This is a genomic window from Nonomuraea sp. KM90 (assembly GCF_052246675.1).
Classification (GTDB): Bacteria; Actinomycetota; Actinomycetes; order Streptosporangiales; family Streptosporangiaceae; genus Nonomuraea.
In genome coordinates, this window is record NZ_JBQQCB010000001.1 from 195,345 (window position 1) to 218,164 (window position 22,820).

Here is a 22,820-nt window from a genome sequence, read left to right on the forward strand (position 1 = left end):
CCGGCGAGCGCCCCGGGGCTCCGGGGCGCTCGATGCCGTCAGGCGAGGTGGCCGTGCAGGCGGACGCGGGCCAGGCCGCCGTCCGGGTGGATGTCCACCCGCACGTGCGTCACCGGCTCCGCGTGGCCGAGGCGGAAGCGGTGCGGCGTGTCGGGCTGCAGGCGGGTCCTGGGCAGGAGCTCCACCTCGCGCTCCCCGTCCAGCCCCGTCAGCGACACCGCGCCGGGCGCGTTGAACAGCAGGTTCGTGGTGTCGATCTCGGCCAGCCGGACGATCCCGCGCCCGGCCAGCCGGATGACGAGCCAGTCGTTGCCCTCGCCCCGCCGCCGGGCCGTCTCCCAGCCCTCCGCCTGGTGCCGGGCCAGCCCCGGCGCGATGACGTTGTTGGGCGCGGAGTAGAACTCGTCGGAGCAGGCGGTGACCAGACCGCCGTTGGCGAGGGCGGCCAGGTCGAGGCCGAGGCCCTCGTACAGGGACAGGTCGGGGCGCGCCTCGCCGTGCACCCGCAGGCGGGCGACGCCGCCGTCGGGGTGGATGCTGAGCCGTACGTGCGTGTACCGGGACTCGTCGGCGACCTCGAAGTGGTGCTCGGCGTCCCCCTTGAGGTCGGACCTCGGCACGATCTCCGTCCACGGCGCCGCCAGCAGCTCGGCCGGTGACGGGTAGCCCGCCACGCAGGTGGCCGCCACGGAGGCGTGGGGCGGGTAGTTGCCCTTGAACCAGGCGGTGTCGATCACCACGCCGCGGATCACCCCGGGCAGGCCGAGCCGTACGAGTGCCCAGTCGTGGCCGGGTTCGCGGCGGCGGCGGGTCTCCCACCCGTCGTACACCTGCCCCTTGTTGCCGAACGTCGCGGGCGAGAACTCCGGCCGGCCCGGCCTGATCAGGCTCTCCTTCTCGGCGAACGACTCGTCGCTGGCCGCCACGACGGACCCGCCGAGGGTGCGCAGGGCGAGGTCGGGCAGGGTCGTGAAGCGGATCATCTACTGCGCTCCCGGCAGGAATCGTCCGTGCGGCGTGCCGTCCACCGGGCGGCCGCGCAGCCAGGTGGTCAGCACGGCGCCCTTGAGGGTGCGGCCGTGGTAGGGGGTGACGGGGTTCTTGTGGTGGAGGCGGGCGGCGTCGATCAGGTTGTCGGCGCCGGGATCGAAGGCCACCAGATCGGCGTCGTTTCCGACCTTTATCCCGCCTTTTCCGGAGATGCCGGCCAGGGCGGCGGGGTTGGCCGACATCCAGCGGACCACGTCCCCCAGCCGGTGCCCCCGGCGCGCGGCCTCCGTCCAGACGGCCGGCAACCCGAGCTGGAGCGAGGCGATGCCGCCCCACGCGGCGGCGAAGTCGGGCACCTTGAGCTCGGCCGTGGACGGCGAGTGGTCGGACACCACGCAGCTCAGCACCCCCCGCGCGAGCCCGTCCCACAGCAGGTCGCGGTTGGCCTCGGAGCGGATCGGCGGGCAGCACTTGTACGCGGTCCCGCCCTCGGGCACCTGCTCGGCCGCCAGCGTCAGGTAGTGCGGGCAGGTCTCGGCCGAGACCGCCACGCCCCGGGCCTGGGCGGCCTCCAGGACGTCCAGGCAGGCGGCGCTGGAGACGTGCAGGACGTGCACCCGGCAGCCGGTCTCGGCGGCCAGCCGGACGACCCGCTCGACGGCGCTGCGCTCGGACTCCCCCGGCCGGGAGTCGAGGAACTCCCGGTAGGTCGGCCCGCCGGGCTCGGCCAGCAGCGCCGGGTCCTCGGCGTGCACGACCATCATCCCGCCGAACCCGGCGATCTCCTCCAGAGCCTCCCGCAGCTCGTCGTCGGCCAGCGGCGGGAACTCGTCCACGCCCGAGGGCGACATGAAGCACTTGAACCCGTAGACGCCGCGCTCGTGCAGGGGCGCGAGGTCCTTGACGTTGCCGGGCACCGCGCCGCCCCAGAAGCCGACGTCCACGTGGCACTGCCCCTCGGCGGCCCGCTGTTTGACCTCGAGCGCCCCGGCTGAGACGGTGGGCGGCAGGGAGTTGAGCGGCATGTCCAGGATCGTGGTGACGCCTCCCGCGGCGGCGGCCCGGGTGGCGGAGTCGAAGCCCTCCCAGTGGGTGCGGCCCGGCTCGTTGACGTGGACGTGCGTGTCGACCAGGCCCGGCAGGAGGGCCACGTCGCGCAGGTCGATGTCCTCGGTGGCGGGGACCGGGGCGGCGTAGTCGTACAGGGCGGCGATCACCTCGCCCCGTACGGCCACGGCGACGGCCCGCTCGCCCTCCGGCGTGACGGTCCTGCGCGATCTGACGACGGTGTCGAACTCGGTGTCGAATCCGGTCATCCGGTCCCCTCCAGGAGGCGGTCGGCGGCGAGCCGGGAGGCCAGGCGTTCGAGCAGCGGGCCGGCCTCGGCCATGCAGCGGGCCGGGTCGGGCTCCAGGTCCGTCAGGGCGTAGGCGGCCTCGATGCCCGCGGCCTTCAGGTCGGCGTCGCTGAGCGTACGGCGCCCGCAGACGGCCACCACCGGCACGCCCGCCCTGGCGGCGGCCTGCGCCACGCCGACGGGCGCCTTGCCGCGCAGCGACTGCTCGTCCAGCGACCCCTCACCCGTGATCACCAGGCGCGCGCCCTGGACCAGCTCGCCGAACCCGAGCAGGTCGAGCAGGTAGTCGATGCCGGGCCGCAGCTCGGCGTGCAGGAACGCCAGCGCCGCGAACCCGACCCCGCCGGCCGCCCCCGCCCCCGGCGCTCCCGCCACGCCCATGGCACGCGGGACGTCGTCGTGCTCGACCGCCCCCATCAGCCCGTGCGTGGCCGTGGCCACGGCGGCCAGGCGGGACAGCGCGGCCTCCAGCGTCTTGACGTCGTCGGGTGTGGCGCCCTTCTGGGGCCCGTAGACGGCGGCGGCGCCGTGCGGGCCGAGCAGGGGGTTGTCCACGTCGCTGGCCACCACGAACTCGACGCCCGAGACGTCCAGGAAGCCCGACATGTCGATACGGGCCAGCGCCTGCAGCGCCGCCCCGCCCCGGGACAGCTCGGCGCCGCCGGCGTCCAGCAGGCGGGCGCCCAGGGCCTGCGCCATGCCCGCTCCCCCATCGGTGCACGCGCTGCCGCCCAGGCCCAGGACCACCCGCTCGGCGCCCCGGCGCACGGCGTCGGCGACCAGCTCGCCGGTGCCGTAACTGGTGGCGGTCAGGGGCTCGCGCCCGCCGGGCAGCCGGCGCAGCCCGGACGCCTCCGACAGCTCGACCACGGCGGTGCCGTTGGGGTGCCAGGCGTAGGAGGCGGGGATCCGCTCGCCGGTGGGGCCGGTGACCTCGATCGTGATCCGGCCGAATCCGGCCGCCACCGCCGCGTCGACGGTGCCGTCGCCCCCGTCGGCGACGGGCAGCTCGACCGTGGGCACGCCGAGCCCTGCCGACACCCGGGATGCCACCTCGGCCGCCGTCAGCGTCCCCTTGAACTTGTCGGGGGCGACCAGTACGTGCTGAACCACTACGAACTCCCACCTGATGATGAACAATGTCCTGACACGCCTTCCTGCCCGGTGCGAGCGGGCAGGAAGGCGTGACTCATCATCACATCCCGGCCCGCTCAGCTCGCGCGCTGGGCGGGGCGCAGGTGGTTGAAGACGAGGTTCAGGAGGATCACCAGCAGGCTGCCCGTGCTGATGCCGCTGTTGAGGATGGTCTGGGCCCAGTCGGGGAACTTGTCGTAGAAGTCCGGCACGCCGACCGGGATGGCGGCCACGCCGAGGGAGACCGCCACGATGACCAGGTTGTGGTTGCCCTCGAAGCTCACCTTCGCCAGCGTGCGGATGCCGGAGGCGGCCACGGTGCCGAACATGGCGATGCCCGCGCCGCCGAGCACCGGCTGCGGGATGGCCGCGATCACCGCGCCGAGCACGGGGATCAGGCCGAGCAGCACGAGGATGCCGCCGGCGGTGGCGACGACCCAGCGGCTGCGTACACCGGTCAGCCCGACGAGCCCGACGTTCTGGGCGTAGGCGGTGTAGGGGAAGGTGTTGAACACGCCGCCCAGCGCGGTGGAGAACCCGTCGGCCCGCAACCCGTCGGCCAGCCGCCGCGGGGTGAGCTCCGAGCCGGTCATCTCGGCCACCGCCACGAAGTCGCCGGTCGTCTCGGTCATGGAGACGAGCATGACCACGCACATCGAGATGATCGCCGTGACCTGGAACGTGGGCATCCCGAACGCGAACGGCGTGCTGATCCCGAACAGGTCGGCCGAGCCGACGTTCGAGAAGTCCGTGAACCCGAGCGGGATCGCCACGAGCGTGCCCGCCACGATGCCGGCCAGCACGGCCACCCGGCCCAGGAATCCCTTGGACAGCCGGTAGATCGCGAGGATGAACAGCAGCACGGCCGCGGCCATGGCGATGTTGCGCGGTTCCCCGTACGACGGGCTGCCCGCGCCCCCGGCGGCCCAGCGGGCGGCGACCGGCAGCAGCGAGATCCCGATGATGGTGATGATGGTGCCGGTGACCAGCGGCGGGAAGAACCTGACGATCCGGGCGAAGTAGGGGGCGACGGCCACGACGAGCAGCCCCGACACGATGACCGCGCCGTAGATGGCCGGCAGGCCGCCCTGGGTGGTGCCGATCAGCACCATCGGGGTGACGGCCGCGAACGTGCAGCCCTGCATGATCGGCAGCCGGACCCCGAACCGCCACACCCCGACGCACTGGATGAGCGTGGCGATGCCGCTGATCAGCAGGTCGGCGTTGATCAGGTACGCGAGCTGGTCGGGAGGCAGGTCGAGCGCACCGCCCACGATGAGCGGCACCGCGACGGCGCCCGCGTACATCGCCAGCACGTGCTGCAGCCCGAGCGTGCCGAGCTGCGCGGCCGGCAGGCGGGCGTCGACCGGATGCACCTCACTCTTCATGAGTCACTCCAGGTTCAGGGGGTGACCTCAAGTGAAACAAGCGATCTCCCCGCGAACCTATGCACAAGCCCATCAACCGCTGCCCGCCGCACCTGTCGTCAGGTGTGTGATCCTCCAACTAGGCTCACTGCGGGAAAGGGGGCCTTTGTGCGGATGACGACGAGACAGCGGCAGGTGCGGCTGGCCCTGCGGCACCGGCTGGCGCGCAAGGCCGCCACGCCGGAGGAGGCGGCGGAGTCCGTGGTGGCGCTGCACGGCACCGACCCGGCGACGGTGTTCCTGTCGGCGGGCGCGCGCCTGGCGGCCCCCGGCCCGGAGCCGGTCGAGCGGGCCCTGTACGCCGACCGCACGCTGGTGCGGATGACCGGCATGCGGCGCACGGTCTTCGTGGTCCCGGCGGAGCTGGTGCCGGTCGTGCACCACTCCTCGATGCCGGCGATCGCCCGCAGGGAGCGCGCGTCCGTGCTGAAGGTGATCGCGTTGGGCGGCTGGGACGAGACCCGGCTCAAGGACGTCGAGGCGTCGGTGCTGCGGCTGCTGGCCGAGTCGGGCGACGCCACGGCGGCCGAGCTGGGGGCGCTGGAGCCGCGGCTGCGCGAGCGGTTCACGGTGGCGGTGGGCAAGCCGTACGAGGGCGTGGTGAGCCTGGGCTCGCGCCTGCTCGCCCTGATGGCGATGGACGGCCTCCTGGTACGGCGGGCCCGCGTGTCCGGCACGTGGGTCAGCGGCACGCACTACTGGGGCCTGGCCCCGGAGATGGCCGAGCTGGCCGCGCACGAGGCGCAGGCGGCGCTGGTGGCCCGGTGGCTGGCGGCGTTCGGCCCGGGCACGGAGGCGGACCTCAAGTGGTGGACCGGCTGGACGCTCAAGGACGTGCGCCGGGCCCTGGCCGCCACCGGCGCGGTGGCGGTGGAGCTGGACGAGGGCACGGGCTACGTGCTGCCGGACGACCTGCCTGACGAGCGGGAAGAGGTCGTGGCGCCCGAGCCGTGGGCGGCGCTGCTGCCCGCGCTCGACCCGACGCCGATGGGCTGGCAGGCCCGCGACTGGTACCTGCCGCCGGAGCACCGGGCCGAGCTGTTCGACCGCAGCGGGAACGTGGGCCCCACCGTCTGGTGGGACGGCCGGGTGGTGGGCGGCTGGGCGCAGCGGCCCGGCGGCGAGATCGTGTGGCGCGCCCTGCCGGGCGCGGACGTGGGTGCGGACGCGCGGGCCGCGATCGAGGCCGAGGTGGCCGGGCTGGCCTCCTGGCTGGGCGGGATCACGGTGACCCCCCGCTTCCGCACCCCGCTGGAACGCGCGCTGTCGGCCCTATGAGAGCGTCCGGATGAACTCCTCCAGCGAGTAGCGGCCGTCCTGGTCGGAGTCGGCCTCCTGGCTCATCGCCCCGAGCGCCTCCGCCGGGAGGTCGGGGAAGTGCCGCTTCAGCTCGGCCTCGCTGATGTAGCCGTCGCCGTCGGTGTCGATCGACGCGAAAGTGTTCCTGAGCTGCGCCAGCCGCTCGTCTGGGAGTTCCGCCGACACGGGACCGCCTTTCCTGCTCGTTTCGGACATTTACACCTTAGTGGCCCGGACACGATGGGTCCCATGACGAGTGACAGCAAGCACGAGAGCGCCAGAGTGCGGCAGGGGTCCCGTCAGGTTCCGGCGTCGCCCTGATCCTGGTGGACCTCCTTGGCGGCGGTGATCCCGCGTTCCTCCGCGAGCCGCATCAGCCGCCGGTGCGCCGCGGCGCCCGCCCGCCCGGCCGCGTCCTGGGCGACGGTCCTTAACTCGCCGTCGGCCACCACCGTACGCCCCCCGACCAGCACCCTGGCCAGCGGCGGCACGGGCCCGAAGACGAGCGCGCACACCGGGTCGGCGACGGCGGCGGTGTACGGCCCGTCGACCCGCCACAGGGCGACGTCGGCCAGCTTGCCGGGCTCCAGCGACCCGAGCTCGCCCTCCCGGCCGAGGTTGCGGGCGCCGCCCAGCGTGGCCAGCTCCAGGGCCTGCCTGGCGGTGAGCGCCTCGGGGCCGTACCTGGCGCGCTGGAACAGCAGGGCCTGCCGCATCTCCCCGGCCAGCGCGGTCAGCTCGGAGGAGGCGTTGCCGTCCACGCCGAGTCCCACGTTCGCGCCGCGGCGCAGCAGCTCCGACACGCGGGCGATCCCCGCGCCGAGGCGCCCGTTCGAGGAGGGGCAGTGCGCGGAGCCGGTGCCGGTGGCGGCCAGCTTGCCGATGTCGGCGTCGCTCAGGTGCACGGCGTGCGCGAACCACACGTCCGGGCCCAGCCAGCCCAGCTTCTCCATGTAGTCGACCGGGCGCAGCCCGAACTCCCGCAGGCAGTGCTCGTCCTCGTCGAGGGTCTCGGCGAGGTGGGTGTGCAGGCGTACGCCCTTGGCCCGGGCCAGGGCGGCGGACTCGGTCATCAGCTCGGCGCTGGCCGAGAACGGCGAGCACGGCGCGACCACCACGCGCAGCATGGAGGAGAACGAGGGGTCGTGATAGGCGTCCACGGCCTCGGCAGTGGCGGCCAGGATGTCGTCCAGCTCCTCGACCACGACGTCCGGCGGCAGCCCGCCCTTCGACTCCCCCCGGTCCATGGAGCCGCGCGCGGGGTGGAACCTGAGGCCCACCTCGCGGGCGGCCTCGATCTCGGCCGCGAGGAGGTCGCCCCGGCCCTTGGGGAAGACGTAGTGGTGGTCGCTGGAGGTGGTGCAGCCCGACAGCGCCAGCCAGCTCAGCCCGGCCTGGGCCGCGCCCTTGACCACCTCGGCGTCCATGGCCGCCCACACCCGGTAGAGCGCCACCAGCCACTCGAACAGCGTCGCGTCCTGCGCCAGACCCTGCGAGGCCCACTGGTACAGGTGGTGGTGGGTGTTGACCAGGCCGGGGGTGGCCAGGCAGCCGGTGCCGTCGATGCGCGAGGCGCCGGGGACGGCGGGCGCGGGCCCGGCGCCGAGCTCGGCGATCCGGTCCCCATCGATCCTGATATATCCGGATTCGATCTCGGGGCCGGCGACAGGGGCGATGTACACGTTCTCGATGAGGACGCTCATCCGGCCGCCTTCCGGGAGGCGGCCAGGCGCACCGCGTCGAGGATCTTCTCGTAGCCGGTGCACCGGCACAGGTTGCCCGCCAGCGCCTCCCTGATCTCGGCGTCCGACGGCCGGGGCACGCGTTCGAGCAGGTGGTGGGCCTGCACCAGCAGCCCCGGCGTGCAGAAGCCGCACTGCACGGCCCCGCACTCGACGAACGCCTCCTGCACCGGGTCGAGCCGGTCGCCGTCGGCCAGCCCCTCCACGGTACGCACCCGCCGCCCCTCGGCCTGCCCGGCGGCCACCAGGCAGGCGCAGACCGGCAGGCCGTCGAGGTAGACCGTGCACGAGCCGCACTCGCCCTGCTCGCACGCGTTCTTGGAGCCGGGCAGGCCGAGGCGCTCGCGCAGCACGTACAGGAGGCTCTCGCCCTCCCAGACGTTCTCGGCGATCTCCTCGCGGCCGTTGACGGTGAAGGTGACGCGCATCAGGCGGCCCTCTTTTCCAGGTGGTCGTTCCAGGCCCAGGTGAGCGTGCGGCGGGCCATCACGCCGATGGCGTGCACGCGGTAGGCGGCGGTGCCGCGCACGTCGTCGATCGGCGCGGCGGCCCGCGCGCACAGCTCGCCGAAGCGCCGCAGCAGCGCGGGGTCGAGCGGCGCGTCCCAGTCGAGCTCGCGGGCCAGCAGGTCCTCGGCCTCCAGCGCCCGGCGCGGGGTGGGCGCGGCCGAGCCGATGCCGGTGCCGACCCGCCGCTCCCGGGGGTGCAGCGCGACCGCGAACGAGCACACCGCGATCACCATCGCGTTGCGCGTGCCGACCTTGGAGAAGTACTGGGGCCCGGTGGCGGGCGGCACGTGCACGGCCCTGATCAGCTCGTCCGGCTCCAGCGCGCTGCGCTTGACCCCGAGGTAGAAGTCCGTGGCCGGGATCATCCGGACCCCGCGCTCGCGCGACTCCACCTCGACCACCGCTCCCGCCGCCAGCAGCGGCGGGTGGCTGTCGCCCGCGGGCGAGGCCGCGCCCAGGTTCCCGCCGACGGATCCGCGGTTGCGGATCTGCGGCGAGCCGACCGTGCGCGAGGCCTGGGCGAGCCCCGGCAGCGGCCCGCCGAGCTCCGCGACGACCGTCGCGTACGACACCCCGGCCCCGACCCGGCACAGGCCGCCCGCCATCGACCAGTCCCGCAGCTCGGCCACCCGGTTGAGGTCGAGCAGCGCCGGCGGCCTGCGCACGTCGAAGTTCAGCTCCACCATCACGTCGGTGCCGCCCTGGATGGGCACCGCCTCCGGCTGGTCCGCCTTGGCGGCCAGCGCCTCTTCCCACGTCGTGGGCCGCAAGAAGTCCATCTGCCTACTCCCAGGCGAATCCGGCGTCGGGCGCGTCCTCGCGCAGCACGCCGCCCTCGATGAGTCCGTAGGGGCGGTCGGCGGCGTGGAAGACCTCGTTGTCGTTGTCCAGGCCGAACGGGGTCAGGTCGACCGCGAAGTGGTGCTTGTTCGGCATGACCATCCTGACCTCGCAGATCTCGGGGCAGGTGGTGAGGGCGCGCTCGCCCATGGCGTACAGGGTCTGCTGGAGGGAGAGGCTGTGCGTGCCGGCGAACGCGTCGATCAGGGCCCGCCGGACCTCCTCGTACGACTTGGCGTAGGAGGAGGTGCCGTCGCCGGCGTGCCGCCAGCGGGCGGTGACGGCGGTGGCCAGGACGCGGTCGGTGGTGGGCGGGAGGGTGGTGTACTCGTCCACGATGTAGCCGTGGAACTCCGAGCCCGTCGAGTTCAGCACCACCAGGTCCTTGAGCCCGGACACGACCGTGTCGCGGCCGTCGCGGTCGTGGTGGACCACGCACGTGCGCACCTCACCGCCGTCGCGCACGAACGAGTGCGGCCCGGCGCGGTTCCAGCCGTACTCCTCGATCTCCACCCTGGCGTGGTGGACGGTGGGCTGCGACTCGACGAAGTGCCTGGCCAGCCGGAGGGCGAACTCCTCGATCTGGCCCACGCCGTGCTTCCTGGCGAAGGCGTACACGGTGTTCTTCTGCGAGTCGGTCGGCAGCACGGCGGCGTTGTCGCCGGTCAGGTGGACGGCCTCCATGTCGCCGGACAGGGAGGTGCTGACGCTGACGTCCTTGACGTGGTGCACGGGGCCGTCCCTGACCACGTGGACGAGCCTGGTCTCCGCCTTGCCGTAGCGGTTGGCGCCGAGCCTGACGGTCATCTAGCTCCCTCGGTAGGTCGAGTAGGCGTACGGGCTGAGCAGCAGCGGCACGTGGTGGTGCTGCTCGGGGTCTGTCACGGTGAAGGTGACGACGACCTCGGGGTAGAAGGTCTCCGCCAGGTACGACCCGGTGTCGAAGACGACGCGGTGGACCCCGGCCCCCGGGTTCCAGCCCTTGATCCGGCCGTCGCCGTCGGTGTGCCCCTCGGCCACCACGCGGCCGTCGTGCTCGAGGCGTACGCGCAGGCCGGCGGCGGGGCGGCCGGTGACCGCGTCCAGCACGTGGGTGGAGAAGCTCATACTCCCTCCTTCATGAGCTTGCCCAGCCGTAGCTTCGTGATGGCGGCCAGCTCGCCGCGGACGACCGCGCGCTCGCGCTCCTCGTCGTTGCCCAGCCGCTCCCGCAGCCGGGCCAGCATCTGGGCGCCGGTCAGCCCGGTGGCGCAGACGAGGTAGACGTGCCCGAACCGCTCCTCGTAGGCCCGGTTGCCCTCGGCCAGCTCCGCGCGCAGCCCGTCCTCCACCCCGGCCTGCTCCTGCCGGGACCAGGACGCCTCCCGGCCGTCCCCGCCGGGCCGCCCTCCGATCCTGGGGTGCGCCGCCAGCGCCTCCAGCACGTCGTCCCAGCCCAGCTCCAGCACGGCCGCACCGGCGGCGGCGAGGAGCCGGTCGAGGTCGCCGTACGGCCGCCCCGAGGCCACCTTCCCGGCGAAGGCGCGAGAGGCGCAGCAGGCGAGCAGTCCGGCCTCGGCCTCGGCCGGGGACCGGGCGTTGAAGGCGTCGAGCGTGTCGGGCATGTCAGAAGTACACACATGCGCTAGGTGCCCGGTCCATCCGCGAGAACTCCCAACTCGCGGCCCGGATGCCCGGAACTTTTCGTGTCATGCTCCAATCACATGGTGATGACGGTCTTGCCCCGGGCGTGCCCGGTGGCCAGGCCGGCCAGCGCGGCGGGCGTCCGCTCCAGCGGCACTTGGGCCTGCACGCGCACCCGCAGCCGCCCCGCGTCGATGAGGTCGGCCAGGTCCGAGAGCACCTGGGGGGTGAGCCGGTTGATCACGTTCACGCCGCGCAGCTCCCGGGCGGCCAGGGCGTCGGGGTCGAGCGCGTGCAGGACGCTGCAGATCACGCCGCCCGGGCGCAGCAGCTCCTCCAGGGGCCGGGTGGCGCCGGCCGGCGAGACGAGGTCCAGCACCGCGTCGATCCCCTCGGGGTGGGCCGCGCGCACCTGGTCGGCGACCGGTCCGGCGGTGTGGTCCACGGTCTCCGCCGCCCCGAGGGCGCGGACGAGGTCCTCGGCCCCGGGCGAGCTGGTGGCGATGACGCGGGCCCCGCGCAGGGCCGCGAGCTGGATCGCCGACTGGCCGACGCCGCCCGTCGCCCCGACGATCAGGACCGTCTGCCCCTCGTCCAGCCGGGCCGCCTCGACCAGGTCCCTGGCCGTCCCGGTGGCGGTGGGCACGGCGGCGGCCTGCTCGGGGATCATGCCCTTGGGCATGCGGGCCACCGGCCCGTCCTGGGCGACCACGCCGTACTCGGCGTAGCTGCCCAGGCCGCGCGCGGGGTCGGTGAAGCGGCCGTACACCTCGTCGCCGGGGCGGAACCCGCTCACCTCCCGCCCCACCGCCGTCACGACCCCGGCACCGTCCTGGCCCATGATGAACGGGAACCTGGGCGACACCCGGTCCTTCATGGCCCCGCTGGCGATCTTGTGGTCGACCGGGTTGTAGGCGGCCGCGCGCAGGCGTACGAGCAGTTCGCCGGGCCGCGGCTCGGGCTCGGGCGCCTGGATGAGCTCGGGGTCGGCCCCGAAGTCGGAAATGGCGATGGCACGCATGGGCTCTCCCCGTCTGACCGAGCGTCTGGCCGCGCTTCCGGTCGCGCGTCTGCGGACGCGGTAGGGCGTTCCCCGCCCGCGTCCCCGCCAAGGCTCGCGGCCCGGCGTCTTGGAACAAGCTTTGTGCGCGCCGCGCGGGTCAGCGGGAAGTGTCCGCCGCTGCGCCTACACTGAGAGTCATCATGACCCTGAAATCCCTGATCGGCGGACACGTGTCCGTCACGGGCGGCCTGGCGACGGGCGGCCTGAAATACATGGCCGAGATCGGCGCCGAGATGATCCAGGTGTTCGTCACCAACCCGCGGGGCTGGGCGCTCACCGAGGGCAAACCCGACCAGGACGCCAAGCTGGCCGAGTCGGGCGTGGAGGCGTTCATCCACGTGCCCTATCTCGTCAACTTCGGCTCGCCCAGCCCGGAGACGCTGGCCAACTCCATCGCGATCGTGCGCCACACGCTGCGGCGCGGGGTGGAGACGGGCGCCAAGGGAGTCGTGGTCCACACCGGCTCGGCGGTGACGCAGTCGCGCGACGACGCGCTGCGGCAGGTGCGCGACAACCTGCTCCCCCTGCTGGAGGAGATCCCCGAGGGCGGCCCCGACCTACTGCTGGAGCCGATGGCGGGCCAGGGCGCCATGTTGTGCGCCACCGTCCAGGACCTCGAGCCCTACCTGGCCGCGCTCGACTGGCACCCGCGGGCCTGCGTCTGCCTCGACACCTGCCACGCCTTCGCCGCCGGTCACGACCTGGCCGCCGAGGGCGGGGTGAAGGAGACGTTCGACGCCCTGCACGCGATCGCGCCCGGGCGGCTCAAGCTGATCCACGCCAACGACTCCAAGGACGTCTGCGGCGCGAAGAAGGACCGCCACGAGAACATCGGGGCCGGTCACATCGGCGCCCAGCCGTTCGCCGACCTCATGCGGCACCCGGCGGTGGCCGGGGTGCCGATCTGCATCGAGACGCCGGGCAAGGCGCCCAAGCACGCCGAGGACATCACCCTGCTGAAGAAGCTCCGCGACGGCTGACCCGGTGCCTGGCCGGCACCGCCCAGCCGGATAAAACCCCCACCATCGTTGACATCGTGATAGGGGCGCCTGCTCGCGCGATCCGGCCGCCCCCGAAGGCCGGATCGCGGGGCCTGGTCCAGCGGCCTCGCAGGCGCCCCTTCACGGATCCGGCGTGGCGGGCCCCACCCCCCGGTCAAGGGCCCGACAAGCCGCGGCGACCTGCGCGTCGCCGGTGAAGCCGGCGCATCAGACCTGTTGTGAGCCTTGCGGCTCGTCCCCCCCGATGCGCCGGAATGGCTTCCGATGCCGAAACACTACGGTTGCGATCTTGTGGGCGAAACCCTGTTTACGGACAGCTCGTCGAACGGTCAGTAGTCATCGTTATACGGAGAGTAGGATCACGACCAGCGGTCGCCGTGCGTCGACGAACGGTAGGTCAGGGGGCCCGCAAGATGCTCGGGCAGATGCATCCTGACCATCATCCGGCCCACTTCCCGCGGGATGCGACCCGGTGTGACCAGGGAAATCACTACCATCGCGGCAAAGGCGACCGGCACGGCGACCAGGACGGGGCAGGAAGTCAGCGCGCCCATGTTCACGCCTGCCTGTCCTCCGGCCACAAGCACGGCCGTCACGCCCCCACCGAGCGCGAACCCGGCCGCCACCCCCGCGTCCGTCAGCCGCCACCACCAGATCCCGAGCACGAGCAGCGGGCAGAACGTGGCGGCCGAGAGGCTGAAGCCGAGCAGCACCAGCGCCACCGTCGTCCCCGGGGCGGTGGCCGCCGTCAGGACGAACGCGCCCAGCAGCACCACCACCACGGCGACCCGGAACGCGCCCACCCCGGCCCGGCTCACGAACGTCGACACCGCGCCGCCCACGGCCACCAGCACGCCCCCGGCGGTGGCCAGGAAGGCCGCGAACGCCCCCGCGGCCAGCAGCCCCGTGAGCACGTCTCCCACGGCCCCAGGATGCATCCTGGCGGGCAGCAGGAGCACGATCTCGTCCGCCGCCGCGTCGCGGGCGTGCGCGTGCCCCATGACCCCGTAGAGCGGCGGCACGACGCAGAAGACGGCCAGCATGATCTGCGTGGCCACGATCGACCGCCGGGCCCCGCTCCCGTCCCTGTTGGTGTAGACCCGCACGATCACGTGCGGCAGCCCCATCGTGCCCAGCGCGCACGCCAGCAGCACGGCCAGCACCCCCGGCAGCGACGGGTCGCCCACCCCCGCCAGCCCCGCGCCCGCGGCCCGGTAGGCGCCCTCGAACCGGTCGAGGGGCCACGTCCCGGCCATCCAGCAGCACGCCACGCCGACCCCGAGGAACACGACCAGCTTCAGCAGGAACTGTGAGGCCTGCACGCTCGTCGCGCTCCCCTGCCCGCCGGCGAACGCCACCGCCAGCGCCGCCGCCGCGACGCCCGTCCACCCCAGCCACGGCGGCAGGCCGGTCAGCAGCCGCACCACCACCCCGGCGGCGTGGAGCTGGGCGACCAGGAAGGCCAGCCCGATGACGAGCGCGAAGCAGGTGGCGAAGCGGCGCAGCGGCGCCGAGCGCAGCCGCCATTCGGCGAAGTCGGGCAGCGTGTACGTCCCCGAGCGCCGCAGCGGCGCGACCACCAGGGCCAGGATGACGACGAACCCGGCGGCGGCCCCCGCCGGATACCACAACATCGGCGAGCCCCGGGTGGCGATGAGCCCGGCCGTGCCCAGGCAGGCGGCGGCCGAGGTGAACTCGGAGGAGATCGCGGCGCCGTTCCACCAGGGGTGAACCGCCCTGGCCGCCACGTAGAAGTCGGAGACGCCGCCGGCGCGGCGTGGTCGCGCGGCGCCCACCATGACGCCCAGAACCAGCACGAAGGCGATCCCGGTGAGCACCGCGACGGTCATCTCTCCAGCCGCTCCGCCCGTCTGAGCTGCAGCACGGCCAGACCCACCCACGCCCCCTGGACGGCCAGCGACAGCAACACCCAGGCCCAGGGGGCGGGCACCCACACCGCGATCACCGGGGCGCCCAGCAGCAGGGCGACGACGGCGGCCACGGTGCGCAGCGCCTGCCGTAACTGCAGGCCCACGATGGCGGGCACGTCGGTCACGCCCTCGTCGGGACCCGGCCGGCCGCGGTCCCGCCCGAGCGCGGCGGGCCGTCTCGACACGACGACGCGCCGCTCCGCCTTCACCGCTCCCCACCCCTCACGAGATCGCGCCCCGGTGCTGGCGTACGAGCTGCTCCCGCACCTGCCGGCTGTGCCGCCTGCTGACCTGCAGCGTCTCGGTGCCGACGGAGAGCGTGACCCGCCCGCCCTCGAACCTGAGCTCGCTGACGTGCCGGCCCGACACCAGCGTGCTGCGGTGGATGCGGATGAACCCGGCATCCGACCAGCGCCGCTCCAGCGCGGCCAGCGACATGCGCACGAGGTAGCTGCCGTCCACGGTGTGCAGGCGCACGTAGTCGCCCTTGGCCTCGGCGTACCAGACGGCCTGCTGCGGCACGAAGCGGGTGCGCCCGCCCAGCTCCACCGGGATCACGTCGTCCTGGCCGGGCTCGGGAGCCGGGCCGGTGGCCGCCTCCAGCCGGCGCACCGCCTCGGACAGCCGCTCGGCCCTGACGGGTTTGAGCAGGTAGTCGACCGCCTCCAGCTCGAACGCCTGCACCGCGCACTCCTCGTGCGCCGTGACGAAGACCAGCCTGGGCGGGCTGGGGAAGCCGCCGACCAGCCTGGCGAGGTCGAGACCGTCGAGCCCGGGCATCCGGATGTCGAGGAAGACGCCGTCGAGCCGCTCGCCCCCGCCGATCATCTGGACCATGTCCTGCAGGGCCGTGACCCCGTCGGCAGCGGTCGTGACGTGTTCGATTCGGTCGTCCTGGCGCAACAAGTAGGCGAGCTCTTCCAGAGCAGGCACTTCGTCGTCGACGGCCAGCACTCTCAGCATGTCCACCACGCTGTCGTATGAAAGCAGAGGTCACAAGAGACACGCCAGCATAGCGTAAGTATTTGACTACAACGAGCTAAGTTGTGTCTTGGGAACGCGCAGCCGCACCTTCGTGCCCGCGCCCAGCGCCGTCTCCACGACGAGCCCGTAGCCGTCGCCGTAGATCTGGCGCATGCGCAGGTCGACGTTCGCCAGCCCGATGCCGCTGCCCTCGCGGGCCGGGTCGTCGTCCAGCATGCGCCGGGCGCACTCGGGGTCCATGCCGGCGCCGTCGTCCTCGACCGTGATGTGCGCCTCCGGGCCCGCGTCGCGCACCACGACCCGCACCTCGCCGCCGCCGCCGCGGCCGCGCATGCCGTGCTTGATGGCGTTCTCGACGAGCGGCTGCAGGCACAGGAACGGCACCGGCACCGGCAGCACCTCCGGGGCCACCTGCATGCTGAAGCGCAGCTTGTCGCCGAAGCGGGCGCGTTCGAGCAGCAGGTACCGGTCGACGCAGGTGAGCTCGTCGGCCAGGGTGGTGAAGTCGTGCGCGCGGCGCAGCGCGTACCGGGAGAAGTCGGCGAAGTCGAGCAGCAGCTCGCGGGCGCGCTTGGGGTTGGTCCGGACGAACGAGGCGATCGTGGTGAGCGCGTTGTAGACGAAGTGCGGCGAGATCTGCGCGCGCAGGGCGCGCATCTCGGCCTCCAGGGCGCGCCGCCGGGAGGCGTCGAGCTCGGCCAGCTCCAGCTGCCCGGAGACCCAGCGGCCGACCTCGGTGACGGTACGCACGAGCGCGGCGCTCACCTCGGCGTCGAAGGCCGCCAGCGTGCCCACGACCGTGCCGTCCACGGTCAGCGGCACCACGACCGCCCCGGAGGCCGGGCCCTGCGGCTTGCCCGGGTACACCTGCGCCCGCCCGGCGGCCAGCGTGGCCCGGGCGTAGGTGAGCACGTCGTCGGTGCACGGGCCCTCCCAGGCCAGCGCGGCGTCCATCGAGGTGATCGCGACGGCGTCGGTGCCGAGCAGGGTGCGCAGATGCCGTACGGCCTTGCGCGCGGAGTCGCGGTCGAGCCCCGCGCGCAGGGCCGGGGCGGCCATCGCGGCGATGTGCAGCGCGGTGAACGTGGCGTCGTCCGCCCTGCCCTTCTCCGAGCCCCTCTCCGGCGATGCGGGACGGCGCCACGGAACCCGGGCGACCCCGTAGCCCAGGAGGAGGAAAGTCAGAGAGGACAGCGCCACGCACGCGGTGGTCAGCATGCGGAAACCGTAGCCAAAACGGAGCGTGTCCGGGGGAAAACCCGGAGTGAATCTAGGGTGGCCCCTCGCCGGGTTCTTCCTGGTAGGAGTAGCGCTGCTCGCGCCAGGGGTCGGCCACGTTGTGGTAGCCGCGCTCCTCCCAGAAGCCCCGCCGGTCCTCCAGGAGATATTCGATGCCGCGCACCCACTTCACGCTCTTCCACGCGTAGAGGTGAGGCACCACGATCCGCAGCGGGAAGCCGCGGTCGGGGCTGAGCGGCTTCTCGTCGAGCTCCATGGCGAACAGCGTGCCGGCCGCCGCGAAGTCGGACATGCGCAGGTTGGCGCTGTAGCCGTATTCGGCCCAGATCATCACGTGCCGCACACCCGGGTCGGGCGGGGCGGCCTCCATGATCGTGGCCGGGGTGACACCGCGCCACTCGTTGGCCATGAGCGAGAACTTGGTGACGCAGTGGAAGTCGGCCAGCCGGGTGGCGCGCGGCAGCCGCTCGAACTCGTTCCAGGAGAAACGGTGCTCCTCGCCCGAGGCGGTGGCGCCGAAGACACGGAAGTCCCAGCTCTCCGGCTTGAACGCGGGCACCCTTCCGTAGTGGATCACGGGCCGGCCGCGCGGGACGTACTGGCCTGGAGGCAGGCGCGACTCCTCCACGATCACTCCCCTCACCGGTCTCGCGTCTTGGGCCATCCTGCCATCGGATCGTCCGTGCCTCGGCAGCGGGTGTGGTGCGCTACGATTGGTGGCTATGCGCACCGCGTGGCTGTTTTGGTATGGCGACGGACCCGAGTCCGTTCGCCATCTGACGCTGCGCTAGCAGTCAGGCGAACGAAGGCCCCGGGTCCGACAGGACCCGGGGCCTTCTCGCGTTTCCGGCGGGTTTTCGTAAGGAAGAGGAGACAGCACATGGTGATCGTGATGGGGCCCGAGGCCACCGCGGACGACCTCGCGTCGATCGTGTCCGTCGTCCAGGCGGCCGGGGTCGAGGCTTTCGTGAGCAAGGGCGTGCGGCGCACGATCGTCGGCCTGGTGGGCGACGTGACGCAGCTCGACGCGGCCGGCCTGCGCGGCATGCGCGGGGTGCGCGACGTCATGCGCGTGTCCACGCCGTACAAGCTGGTCAGCCGGGAGAACCATCCGGAACGTTCCACGGTCCACGTGGGCGGCGTGCCGATCGGTCCCGACACCGTGACGCTGATCGCGGGGCCGTGCGCGGTCGAGACGCACCAGCAGACGCTGGGCGCGGCCAGGATGGCCCAGGCGGCCGGGGCGGTGCTGCTGCGGGGCGGGGCCTACAAGCCGCGTACGTCCCCGTACGCCTTCCAGGGGCTGGGCGAGAATGGGCTGCGCATCCTGGCCGACGTGCGCGAGGAGACGGGCCTGCCGATCGTGACGGAGGTCGTCGACGCGCAGGACGTGGAGCTGGTGGCCTCCTACGCCGACATGCTGCAGGTCGGCACGCGCAACATGCAGAACTTCGCGCTCCTGCAGGCGGTCGGCGCGGCCGGGCGGCCGGTGATGCTCAAGCGCGGCATGACCGCCACGATCGAGGAGTGGCTCATGGCCGCCGAGTACATCGCCCAGCGCGGCAACCTCGACATCGTGCTGTGCGAGCGGGGCGTCCGGACGTTCGAGACGGCGACCCGCAACACGCTCGACGTCTCGGCCGTGCCGGTGGCGCAGCGGCTGTCGCACCTGCCGGTGATCGTCGACCCGTCGCACTCGGGCGGGCGGCGCGACCTGGTGCTGCCGCTGACCCGCGCGGCCATCGCGGTGGGCGCCGACGGCGTGATCATCGACGTGCACCCGCAGCCCGAGCAGGCGCTCTGCGACGGCCCGCAGGCGCTGGTGGACGCGGATCTGGGCGAGCTGGCGCAGGTCATGACGGACTTCCCGGCGCTGCTCGGCAAGGCATCCGCCGCCACCGTGGCCGCCTGACCGTCCCGCTGTCGCACCGTTCGCGGCCGGCCGCGCCACAAGCCACCCGCCGGCCATACTCACGAGTAACTTGAGTACGAGACCCCATGTGCCGGGCTTCGCATCGGCAGCACGATGGCCACATGACGAAGCCCATCCAACCCACCCAGACCACCGCGTTCTACGTACAGGCGATCCTGTCGTTCGCCATCTCGCTGACCTCCGTGGTGCTCGCCCTGATCTACCTCCCCACCGAGGGGTGGATCAGGGCGTTCCTCGGGCTCGGCCTGCTGTACGTCGTCACCTCCACGGTCACCCTGTGCAAGGTCGTCCGCGACCGGCAGGAGCTCTCGGAGGTCAGCACCCGCGTCGACCAGGCCAGGCTGGACAAGCTGCTGGCCGAGCACGACCCCTTCAAGGTCGACGCCTAGAGGGTGTACTCCTGGATCGAGTCGGCGAGCTGCACGCACAGCTCCTCCGCGTCGAGCCGCTTCTCGATCTGCTTGAGGTCCTCGATCTTGGCCCGGGTCTCGGCACGCTTGGGAGCCAGCAGCGAGCAGCAGTCCTCGTCGGGCAGCTCCGAGATCTCCAGCGTGCCGATGCGCCGGGCCTCGGCCATGATCTCGGTCTTGTCCCAGCCCACCAGGGGCCGCAGGATCGGCAGCTCGACGGCGTTGTCCTGGGCGGTGATGTTGGCCAGCGTCTGCGAGGACACCTGGCCGAGCGCGTCACCGGTGATCAGCGCCGAGGAGCGGATGCGGTGGGCGACCTCCTCGGCCGTCTTGAGCATGAGCCGCCGCTGCGCGATCACGGCCAGCCGGTCCTGCCCCGAGGTGCGGATCGACTGCTGCGCCTTGCCGAACGGCACCACCCACAACCGCGACCGGCCCTGGAACCTGTCGAGCTTCCTGACCAGCGCGTACGCCTTGTAGATCGACTCGGACGTGGTGAACGGGATGCCGGAGAAGTGCAGGAAGTCGACGTGCAGCCCGCGCCGCATCATCCGGTACGCCGCCACCGGCGAGTCGATGCCGCCCGACATGAGCACCAGCGCCCGGCCGCTGCTGCCGACCGGCAGGCCGCCCTGGCCGGGGATGCCGCCGGTGAAGACGAACACCTCGTCCCTGTCGACCTCGATGAACACCGTCAGCTCGGGGTTCTTCAGATCGACCGGCAGGCCGTACTCGTCGTTGATCGCGCCGCCCACGAGCCGGTCGAGCTCGTTGGAGCGCAGGGGGAAGCGCTTGTCGCGGCGGCGGGAGCGGACCGCGAAGCGGGCGCCCCGCTTGGCCTCCTCACTCTCGCCGACCAGCTCCAGCCCGGCCTTCAGCACGGCGTCGGGGTCCTTGGCGACCCGCCACGCCCGGTGGATCCAGACCAGCCCCGGCACGTCGGCGACCCGCTGTGCCACGGCGTCGGCCTGCTCGGCGGTGCCGCCCTGGGGCAGGAAGATCGCGATCACGCCGTGCCGCTTGCGCACGTCGACCTTGATGCCGAGGCTCTGGAGCGCGTCGCGGATGTTGCTGATCAGGCGGCGTTCGAACAGCTCGCGGTTCTTGCCCTTGAGGACGATCTCGCCCAGCTTGAGCAGAACGCACGGCTCGCCCAGGGCGGACATCGTCATGGTGGAACCTCCGGGATGATGGGGAAAGGCGGCGTTGTTGGAAACGTCGCGACCCATCGAGTTTAGTCCGCGTCGAGCCCCCGCTCGATCGCATATCGCACCAGCTCCACCCGGTTGTGCAACTGGAGCTTGCCGAGCGTGTTCTGAACGTGGTTCTGCACCGTGCGGTGGGAGAGCACCAGCCGCTCGGCGATCTGCTTGTACGACAGCCCCTTGGCGACCAGCCTGAGCACCTCGGTCTCGCGCTCGGTCAGCCGCGGCCCCCGCTCTCCCGGCCCGCCGGGCTCCGGCTGCGCGGCCAGCCTGCGGTATTCGCCGAGCACCAGCCCGGCCAGGCCCGGGGTGAACACGGCGTCGCCGTCGGCGGTGCGGCGGACCGCGTCGAGGAACTCCTCCCGGCCGGCCGACTTCACCAGGTAGCCGGACGCGCCCGCCTTGACGGCCTGGAGCACGTCGTCCTGCTCGGCGCTGGCCGACAGCACCAGCACCCGGGGCGGCGGCTCCATCCCCGCCAGCCGGGCGGCGACCTCGGGGCCGGACATGTCAGGCAGCCGCAGATCCAGCACGACGACGTCCGGCAGCACCGCCGCGGCCACCCGCACCGCCTGCCGCCCTTCGCCCACGGCGGCGACGACCTCGTAACCGGCCTCCGCGAGGTCCCGGGCGACCCCGTCGCGCCACATGGGATGGTCGTCCACCACCATGACCCGCACCATGCCGCAACTGTAACGCCGCCCCGGCCCCCTGACCCGTGGTGCGCGTCCCCGATCAGACCAGGGCGGAGCCGCCCTACGCGCCCGCGTTCGGGCGAACGCGAGCAGGAGGCGACCGGGCCGCCGGCGCGGACAGCCGTGGGCCGGTCAGGCAAGCACCCGGCCACCCGAGGTAGCGGCGCCGGCGAACAGGGGGACGGCGGGTCAGGCGGGCAGGGTGATCTCGACCTCGGTGCCCTGGCCGGGGGTGCTCACGATGGATACCGTGCCGCCCAGCTCGCTCACCCGGCCGCGGATCGAGCGGGTCACCCCCATGCGCCCGGCCGCGGCCGCGGCCTCCAGGCGGCCCGGTGGGATGCCGGGGCCGTCGTCCCGGACGGTGACCGTCACCGTGCCGTCGGCCGACTCCGCCAGGACCCAGGCGCGTGCCCCCGCCCCGCAGTGGGCGCGCACGTTGTCCAGGGCCGCCCCCACCGCGGCCGCCGCGCCCTGGGCTTTCTCCGTGGGCAGGACGAGCGGCGTGGCCGGGGTCGCGACCGTCACCTCCGGGGAACCGTCCGGGGAAGCGTACGGGGAGCCGTAGCGGGTGAGGAGGGTGCGCAGGTCGGTGGTGCCCCGGGGCGGCGGCGGACCGGCCGCGACGAGGTCGCGCAGCGCGGCCTCCTGCTCCCCCGCCAGGCGCCCCAGCTCGGCCGCCTCGCCGCCGATCTGCCGCCCGCGCCGCTGGACCAGCGCCAGAACCTGCAGGACCGAGTCGTGGAGGTCACGGGCCAGGCGCTCCCGCTCGCGCTGGGCGGCCTCCATCTCGGCGGCGCGCTGCTCCCTCTCGGCCGCCCGCTGCATGCGCTCCTCGGCCCGCCGGGCCAGCTGCGCCACGTGGCCGACCACGACTCCTGACAGGAACAGCAACACCGCGCCGTTGACGAGGATCGGCACCTCATCGGTACGCAGCCGCAACCACAGGTCCCCGGCCGCCACGACGGCCGCCGCCAGGGCCCCGGCGCGCCGCCCCCCGTGCACGGCCCAGGCGAGCACGGGCCCGGCCACCCAGGTCGCGGGCACGGGCATGGTGCCGGCCGCGCCCTGCTGGGCGCCCTCCACGTACGGGCTGGCCAGCAGGCAGGCCATCGTCACGAGCAGGTCGAGCGCCAGCAGCGGCCACCGGCGCAGCGCCTCGGCGGAGTAGGCGAACGTCGCCCCCGCCGTCCACAGCGCCATCACCCCGATGACCAGCCAGCCCAGCACCGGCTGCTCGTAGCCGCCGTGCTGGGCCATGAGCACGGCCGCGTACAGCAGCGACGCGGCGCGGAAGACCGCGATCGCGCGCCAGAACGGCCCCTCGATAGCCATGAGACCTTCTCATGTTTCCGACATGACAGTTTGACAGATAGTTGCGGTATCCATGCGAAAGGGACAACCGGGATGGCACAATCCGACAACCCCTAATGCAAGG

At 73.0% G+C, this 22,820-nt stretch carries 24 protein-coding genes; 4 read left to right on the forward strand and 20 right to left on the reverse strand.

Translation table 11 applies throughout. The features are described from left to right. Positions 1-38: 38 nt before the first annotated feature. From alc to ACTWPW_RS01240, 4 genes are all read right to left on the reverse strand, one after another. Positions 39-983: an allantoicase gene (gene alc / locus ACTWPW_RS01225; protein ID WP_443167708.1), complete on the reverse strand. Its 945-nt coding sequence runs from the start codon at positions 981-983 to the stop codon at positions 39-41. After that, positions 984-2,306 carry an allantoinase AllB gene (gene allB, locus ACTWPW_RS01230; protein ID WP_443167709.1) on the reverse strand — a complete coding sequence of 441 codons (1,323 nt, stop codon included), beginning with the start codon at positions 2,304-2,306 and terminating at the stop codon, positions 984-986. It lies immediately after the preceding gene. Beyond that, positions 2,303-3,460 carry a glycerate kinase gene (locus tag ACTWPW_RS01235; protein WP_375109199.1) on the reverse strand — a complete coding sequence of 386 codons (1,158 nt, stop codon included), beginning with the start codon at positions 3,458-3,460 and terminating at the stop codon, positions 2,303-2,305. Before ACTWPW_RS01235 ends, allB begins: the two co-directional genes overlap by 4 nt. A 98-nt stretch (positions 3,461-3,558) precedes the next feature. Then, positions 3,559-4,869, reverse strand: coding sequence for a nucleobase:cation symporter-2 family protein (locus ACTWPW_RS01240; RefSeq protein ID WP_375109198.1), 1,311 nt, complete (start codon positions 4,867-4,869; stop codon positions 3,559-3,561). 153 nt (positions 4,870-5,022) lie between these two features. On the opposite strand from ACTWPW_RS01240, the gene ACTWPW_RS01245 reads away from it, so the two are divergent. Beyond that, the gene (locus tag ACTWPW_RS01245) at positions 5,023-6,186 is read left to right on the forward strand and encodes a winged helix DNA-binding domain-containing protein (protein ID WP_443167710.1); all 1,164 of its coding nucleotides are present in this window, start codon (positions 5,023-5,025) and stop codon (positions 6,184-6,186) included. Here the strand turns inward: ACTWPW_RS01245 and ACTWPW_RS01250 are convergent. The 8 genes from ACTWPW_RS01250 to ACTWPW_RS01285 form a co-directional block, all read right to left on the reverse strand. Further along, positions 6,181-6,393, reverse strand: a complete 213-nt coding sequence (locus tag ACTWPW_RS01250; RefSeq protein ID WP_364136688.1) for an EF-hand domain-containing protein — start codon at positions 6,391-6,393, stop codon at positions 6,181-6,183. The two genes, ACTWPW_RS01245 and ACTWPW_RS01250, sit on opposite strands and share 6 nt — an antisense overlap. 113 nt (positions 6,394-6,506) lie before the next feature. Then, positions 6,507-7,910: an 8-oxoguanine deaminase gene (locus ACTWPW_RS01255; protein WP_375109196.1), complete on the reverse strand. Its 1,404-nt coding sequence runs from the start codon at positions 7,908-7,910 to the stop codon at positions 6,507-6,509. Beyond that, complete coding sequence (locus ACTWPW_RS01260) at positions 7,907-8,377, reverse strand: (2Fe-2S)-binding protein (protein ID WP_375109195.1); 471 nt, start codon at positions 8,375-8,377, stop codon at positions 7,907-7,909. Before ACTWPW_RS01260 ends, ACTWPW_RS01255 begins: the two co-directional genes overlap by 4 nt. Further along, positions 8,377-9,237, reverse strand: coding sequence for an FAD binding domain-containing protein (locus ACTWPW_RS01265; protein WP_443167711.1), 861 nt, complete (start codon positions 9,235-9,237; stop codon positions 8,377-8,379). The genes ACTWPW_RS01260 and ACTWPW_RS01265 overlap by 1 nt, the downstream gene beginning before the upstream one ends. 4 nt (positions 9,238-9,241) lie before the next feature. Beyond that, positions 9,242-10,105, reverse strand: a complete 864-nt coding sequence (gene pucL / locus ACTWPW_RS01270) for a factor-independent urate hydroxylase (protein ID WP_375109193.1) — start codon at positions 10,103-10,105, stop codon at positions 9,242-9,244. Then, positions 10,106-10,405, reverse strand: a complete 300-nt coding sequence (uraH, locus tag ACTWPW_RS01275) for a hydroxyisourate hydrolase (RefSeq protein ID WP_364136678.1) — start codon at positions 10,403-10,405, stop codon at positions 10,106-10,108. Then, positions 10,402-10,902 carry a 2-oxo-4-hydroxy-4-carboxy-5-ureidoimidazoline decarboxylase gene (gene uraD / locus ACTWPW_RS01280; protein WP_443167712.1) on the reverse strand — a complete coding sequence of 167 codons (501 nt, stop codon included), beginning with the start codon at positions 10,900-10,902 and terminating at the stop codon, positions 10,402-10,404. The genes uraH and uraD overlap by 4 nt, the downstream gene beginning before the upstream one ends. Before the next feature lie 95 nt (positions 10,903-10,997). Continuing rightward, a complete protein-coding gene (locus ACTWPW_RS01285; protein ID WP_443167713.1) occupies positions 10,998-11,942 on the reverse strand; it encodes an NADP-dependent oxidoreductase in 945 nt (314 codons plus the stop codon). Positions 11,943-12,124: 182 nt separating this feature from the next. Here ACTWPW_RS01285 and ACTWPW_RS01290 point away from each other — a divergent pair, with 182 nt between their 5' ends. After that, on the forward strand, positions 12,125-12,964 hold the full coding sequence (locus tag ACTWPW_RS01290; RefSeq protein ID WP_364136672.1) for a deoxyribonuclease IV: 840 nt from the start codon (positions 12,125-12,127) through the stop codon (positions 12,962-12,964). A gap of 380 nt (positions 12,965-13,344) precedes the next feature. On the opposite strand, the gene ACTWPW_RS01295 is transcribed toward ACTWPW_RS01290, so the two are convergent. The 5 genes from ACTWPW_RS01295 to ACTWPW_RS01315 all read right to left on the reverse strand — a co-directional run bounded on the left by ACTWPW_RS01295 (position 13,345) and on the right by ACTWPW_RS01315 (position 17,767). Beyond that, entirely contained in the window at positions 13,345-14,835 is a 1,491-nt protein-coding gene (locus tag ACTWPW_RS01295; protein ID WP_443167714.1) for a sodium:solute symporter family transporter, read from the reverse strand. Next, positions 14,832-15,125 carry a hypothetical protein gene (locus ACTWPW_RS01300; RefSeq protein ID WP_375109189.1) on the reverse strand — a complete coding sequence of 98 codons (294 nt, stop codon included), beginning with the start codon at positions 15,123-15,125 and terminating at the stop codon, positions 14,832-14,834. Before ACTWPW_RS01300 ends, ACTWPW_RS01295 begins: the two co-directional genes overlap by 4 nt. A 13-nt stretch (positions 15,126-15,138) precedes the next feature. Then, positions 15,139-15,879, reverse strand: a complete 741-nt coding sequence (locus tag ACTWPW_RS01305) for a LytR/AlgR family response regulator transcription factor (protein WP_375109188.1) — start codon at positions 15,877-15,879, stop codon at positions 15,139-15,141. A 66-nt stretch (positions 15,880-15,945) separates the two neighbouring features. After that, entirely contained in the window at positions 15,946-17,118 is a 1,173-nt protein-coding gene (locus ACTWPW_RS01310; RefSeq protein ID WP_443167715.1) for a sensor histidine kinase, read from the reverse strand. Positions 17,119-17,170: 52 nt separating this feature from the next. Further along, positions 17,171-17,767, reverse strand: coding sequence for a molybdopterin-dependent oxidoreductase (locus ACTWPW_RS01315; protein ID WP_364135903.1), 597 nt, complete (start codon positions 17,765-17,767; stop codon positions 17,171-17,173). Positions 17,768-18,019: 252 nt separating this feature from the next. Between ACTWPW_RS01315 and aroF the strand changes: the two genes are divergently transcribed. Both aroF and ACTWPW_RS01325 read left to right on the forward strand, forming a co-directional pair. Continuing rightward, on the forward strand, positions 18,020-19,051 hold the full coding sequence (gene aroF / locus ACTWPW_RS01320; protein ID WP_443167716.1) for a 3-deoxy-7-phosphoheptulonate synthase: 1,032 nt from the start codon (positions 18,020-18,022) through the stop codon (positions 19,049-19,051). A gap of 122 nt (positions 19,052-19,173) precedes the next feature. Next, positions 19,174-19,461 carry a YiaA/YiaB family inner membrane protein gene (locus tag ACTWPW_RS01325; protein WP_375109184.1) on the forward strand — a complete coding sequence of 96 codons (288 nt, stop codon included), beginning with the start codon at positions 19,174-19,176 and terminating at the stop codon, positions 19,459-19,461. On the opposite strand, the gene thiI is transcribed toward ACTWPW_RS01325, so the two are convergent. From thiI to macS, 3 genes are all read right to left on the reverse strand, one after another. Then, positions 19,458-20,654, reverse strand: a complete 1,197-nt coding sequence (gene thiI / locus ACTWPW_RS01330; RefSeq protein ID WP_443167717.1) for a tRNA uracil 4-sulfurtransferase ThiI — start codon at positions 20,652-20,654, stop codon at positions 19,458-19,460. The two genes, ACTWPW_RS01325 and thiI, sit on opposite strands and share 4 nt — an antisense overlap. A gap of 62 nt (positions 20,655-20,716) precedes the next feature. Further along, positions 20,717-21,370: a response regulator gene (locus ACTWPW_RS01335; RefSeq protein WP_443167718.1), complete on the reverse strand. Its 654-nt coding sequence runs from the start codon at positions 21,368-21,370 to the stop codon at positions 20,717-20,719. Positions 21,371-21,571: 201 nt separating this feature from the next. Beyond that, on the reverse strand, positions 21,572-22,717 hold the full coding sequence (macS, locus tag ACTWPW_RS01340; RefSeq protein ID WP_443167719.1) for a MacS family sensor histidine kinase: 1,146 nt from the start codon (positions 22,715-22,717) through the stop codon (positions 21,572-21,574). Positions 22,718-22,820 lie beyond the last annotated feature (103 nt).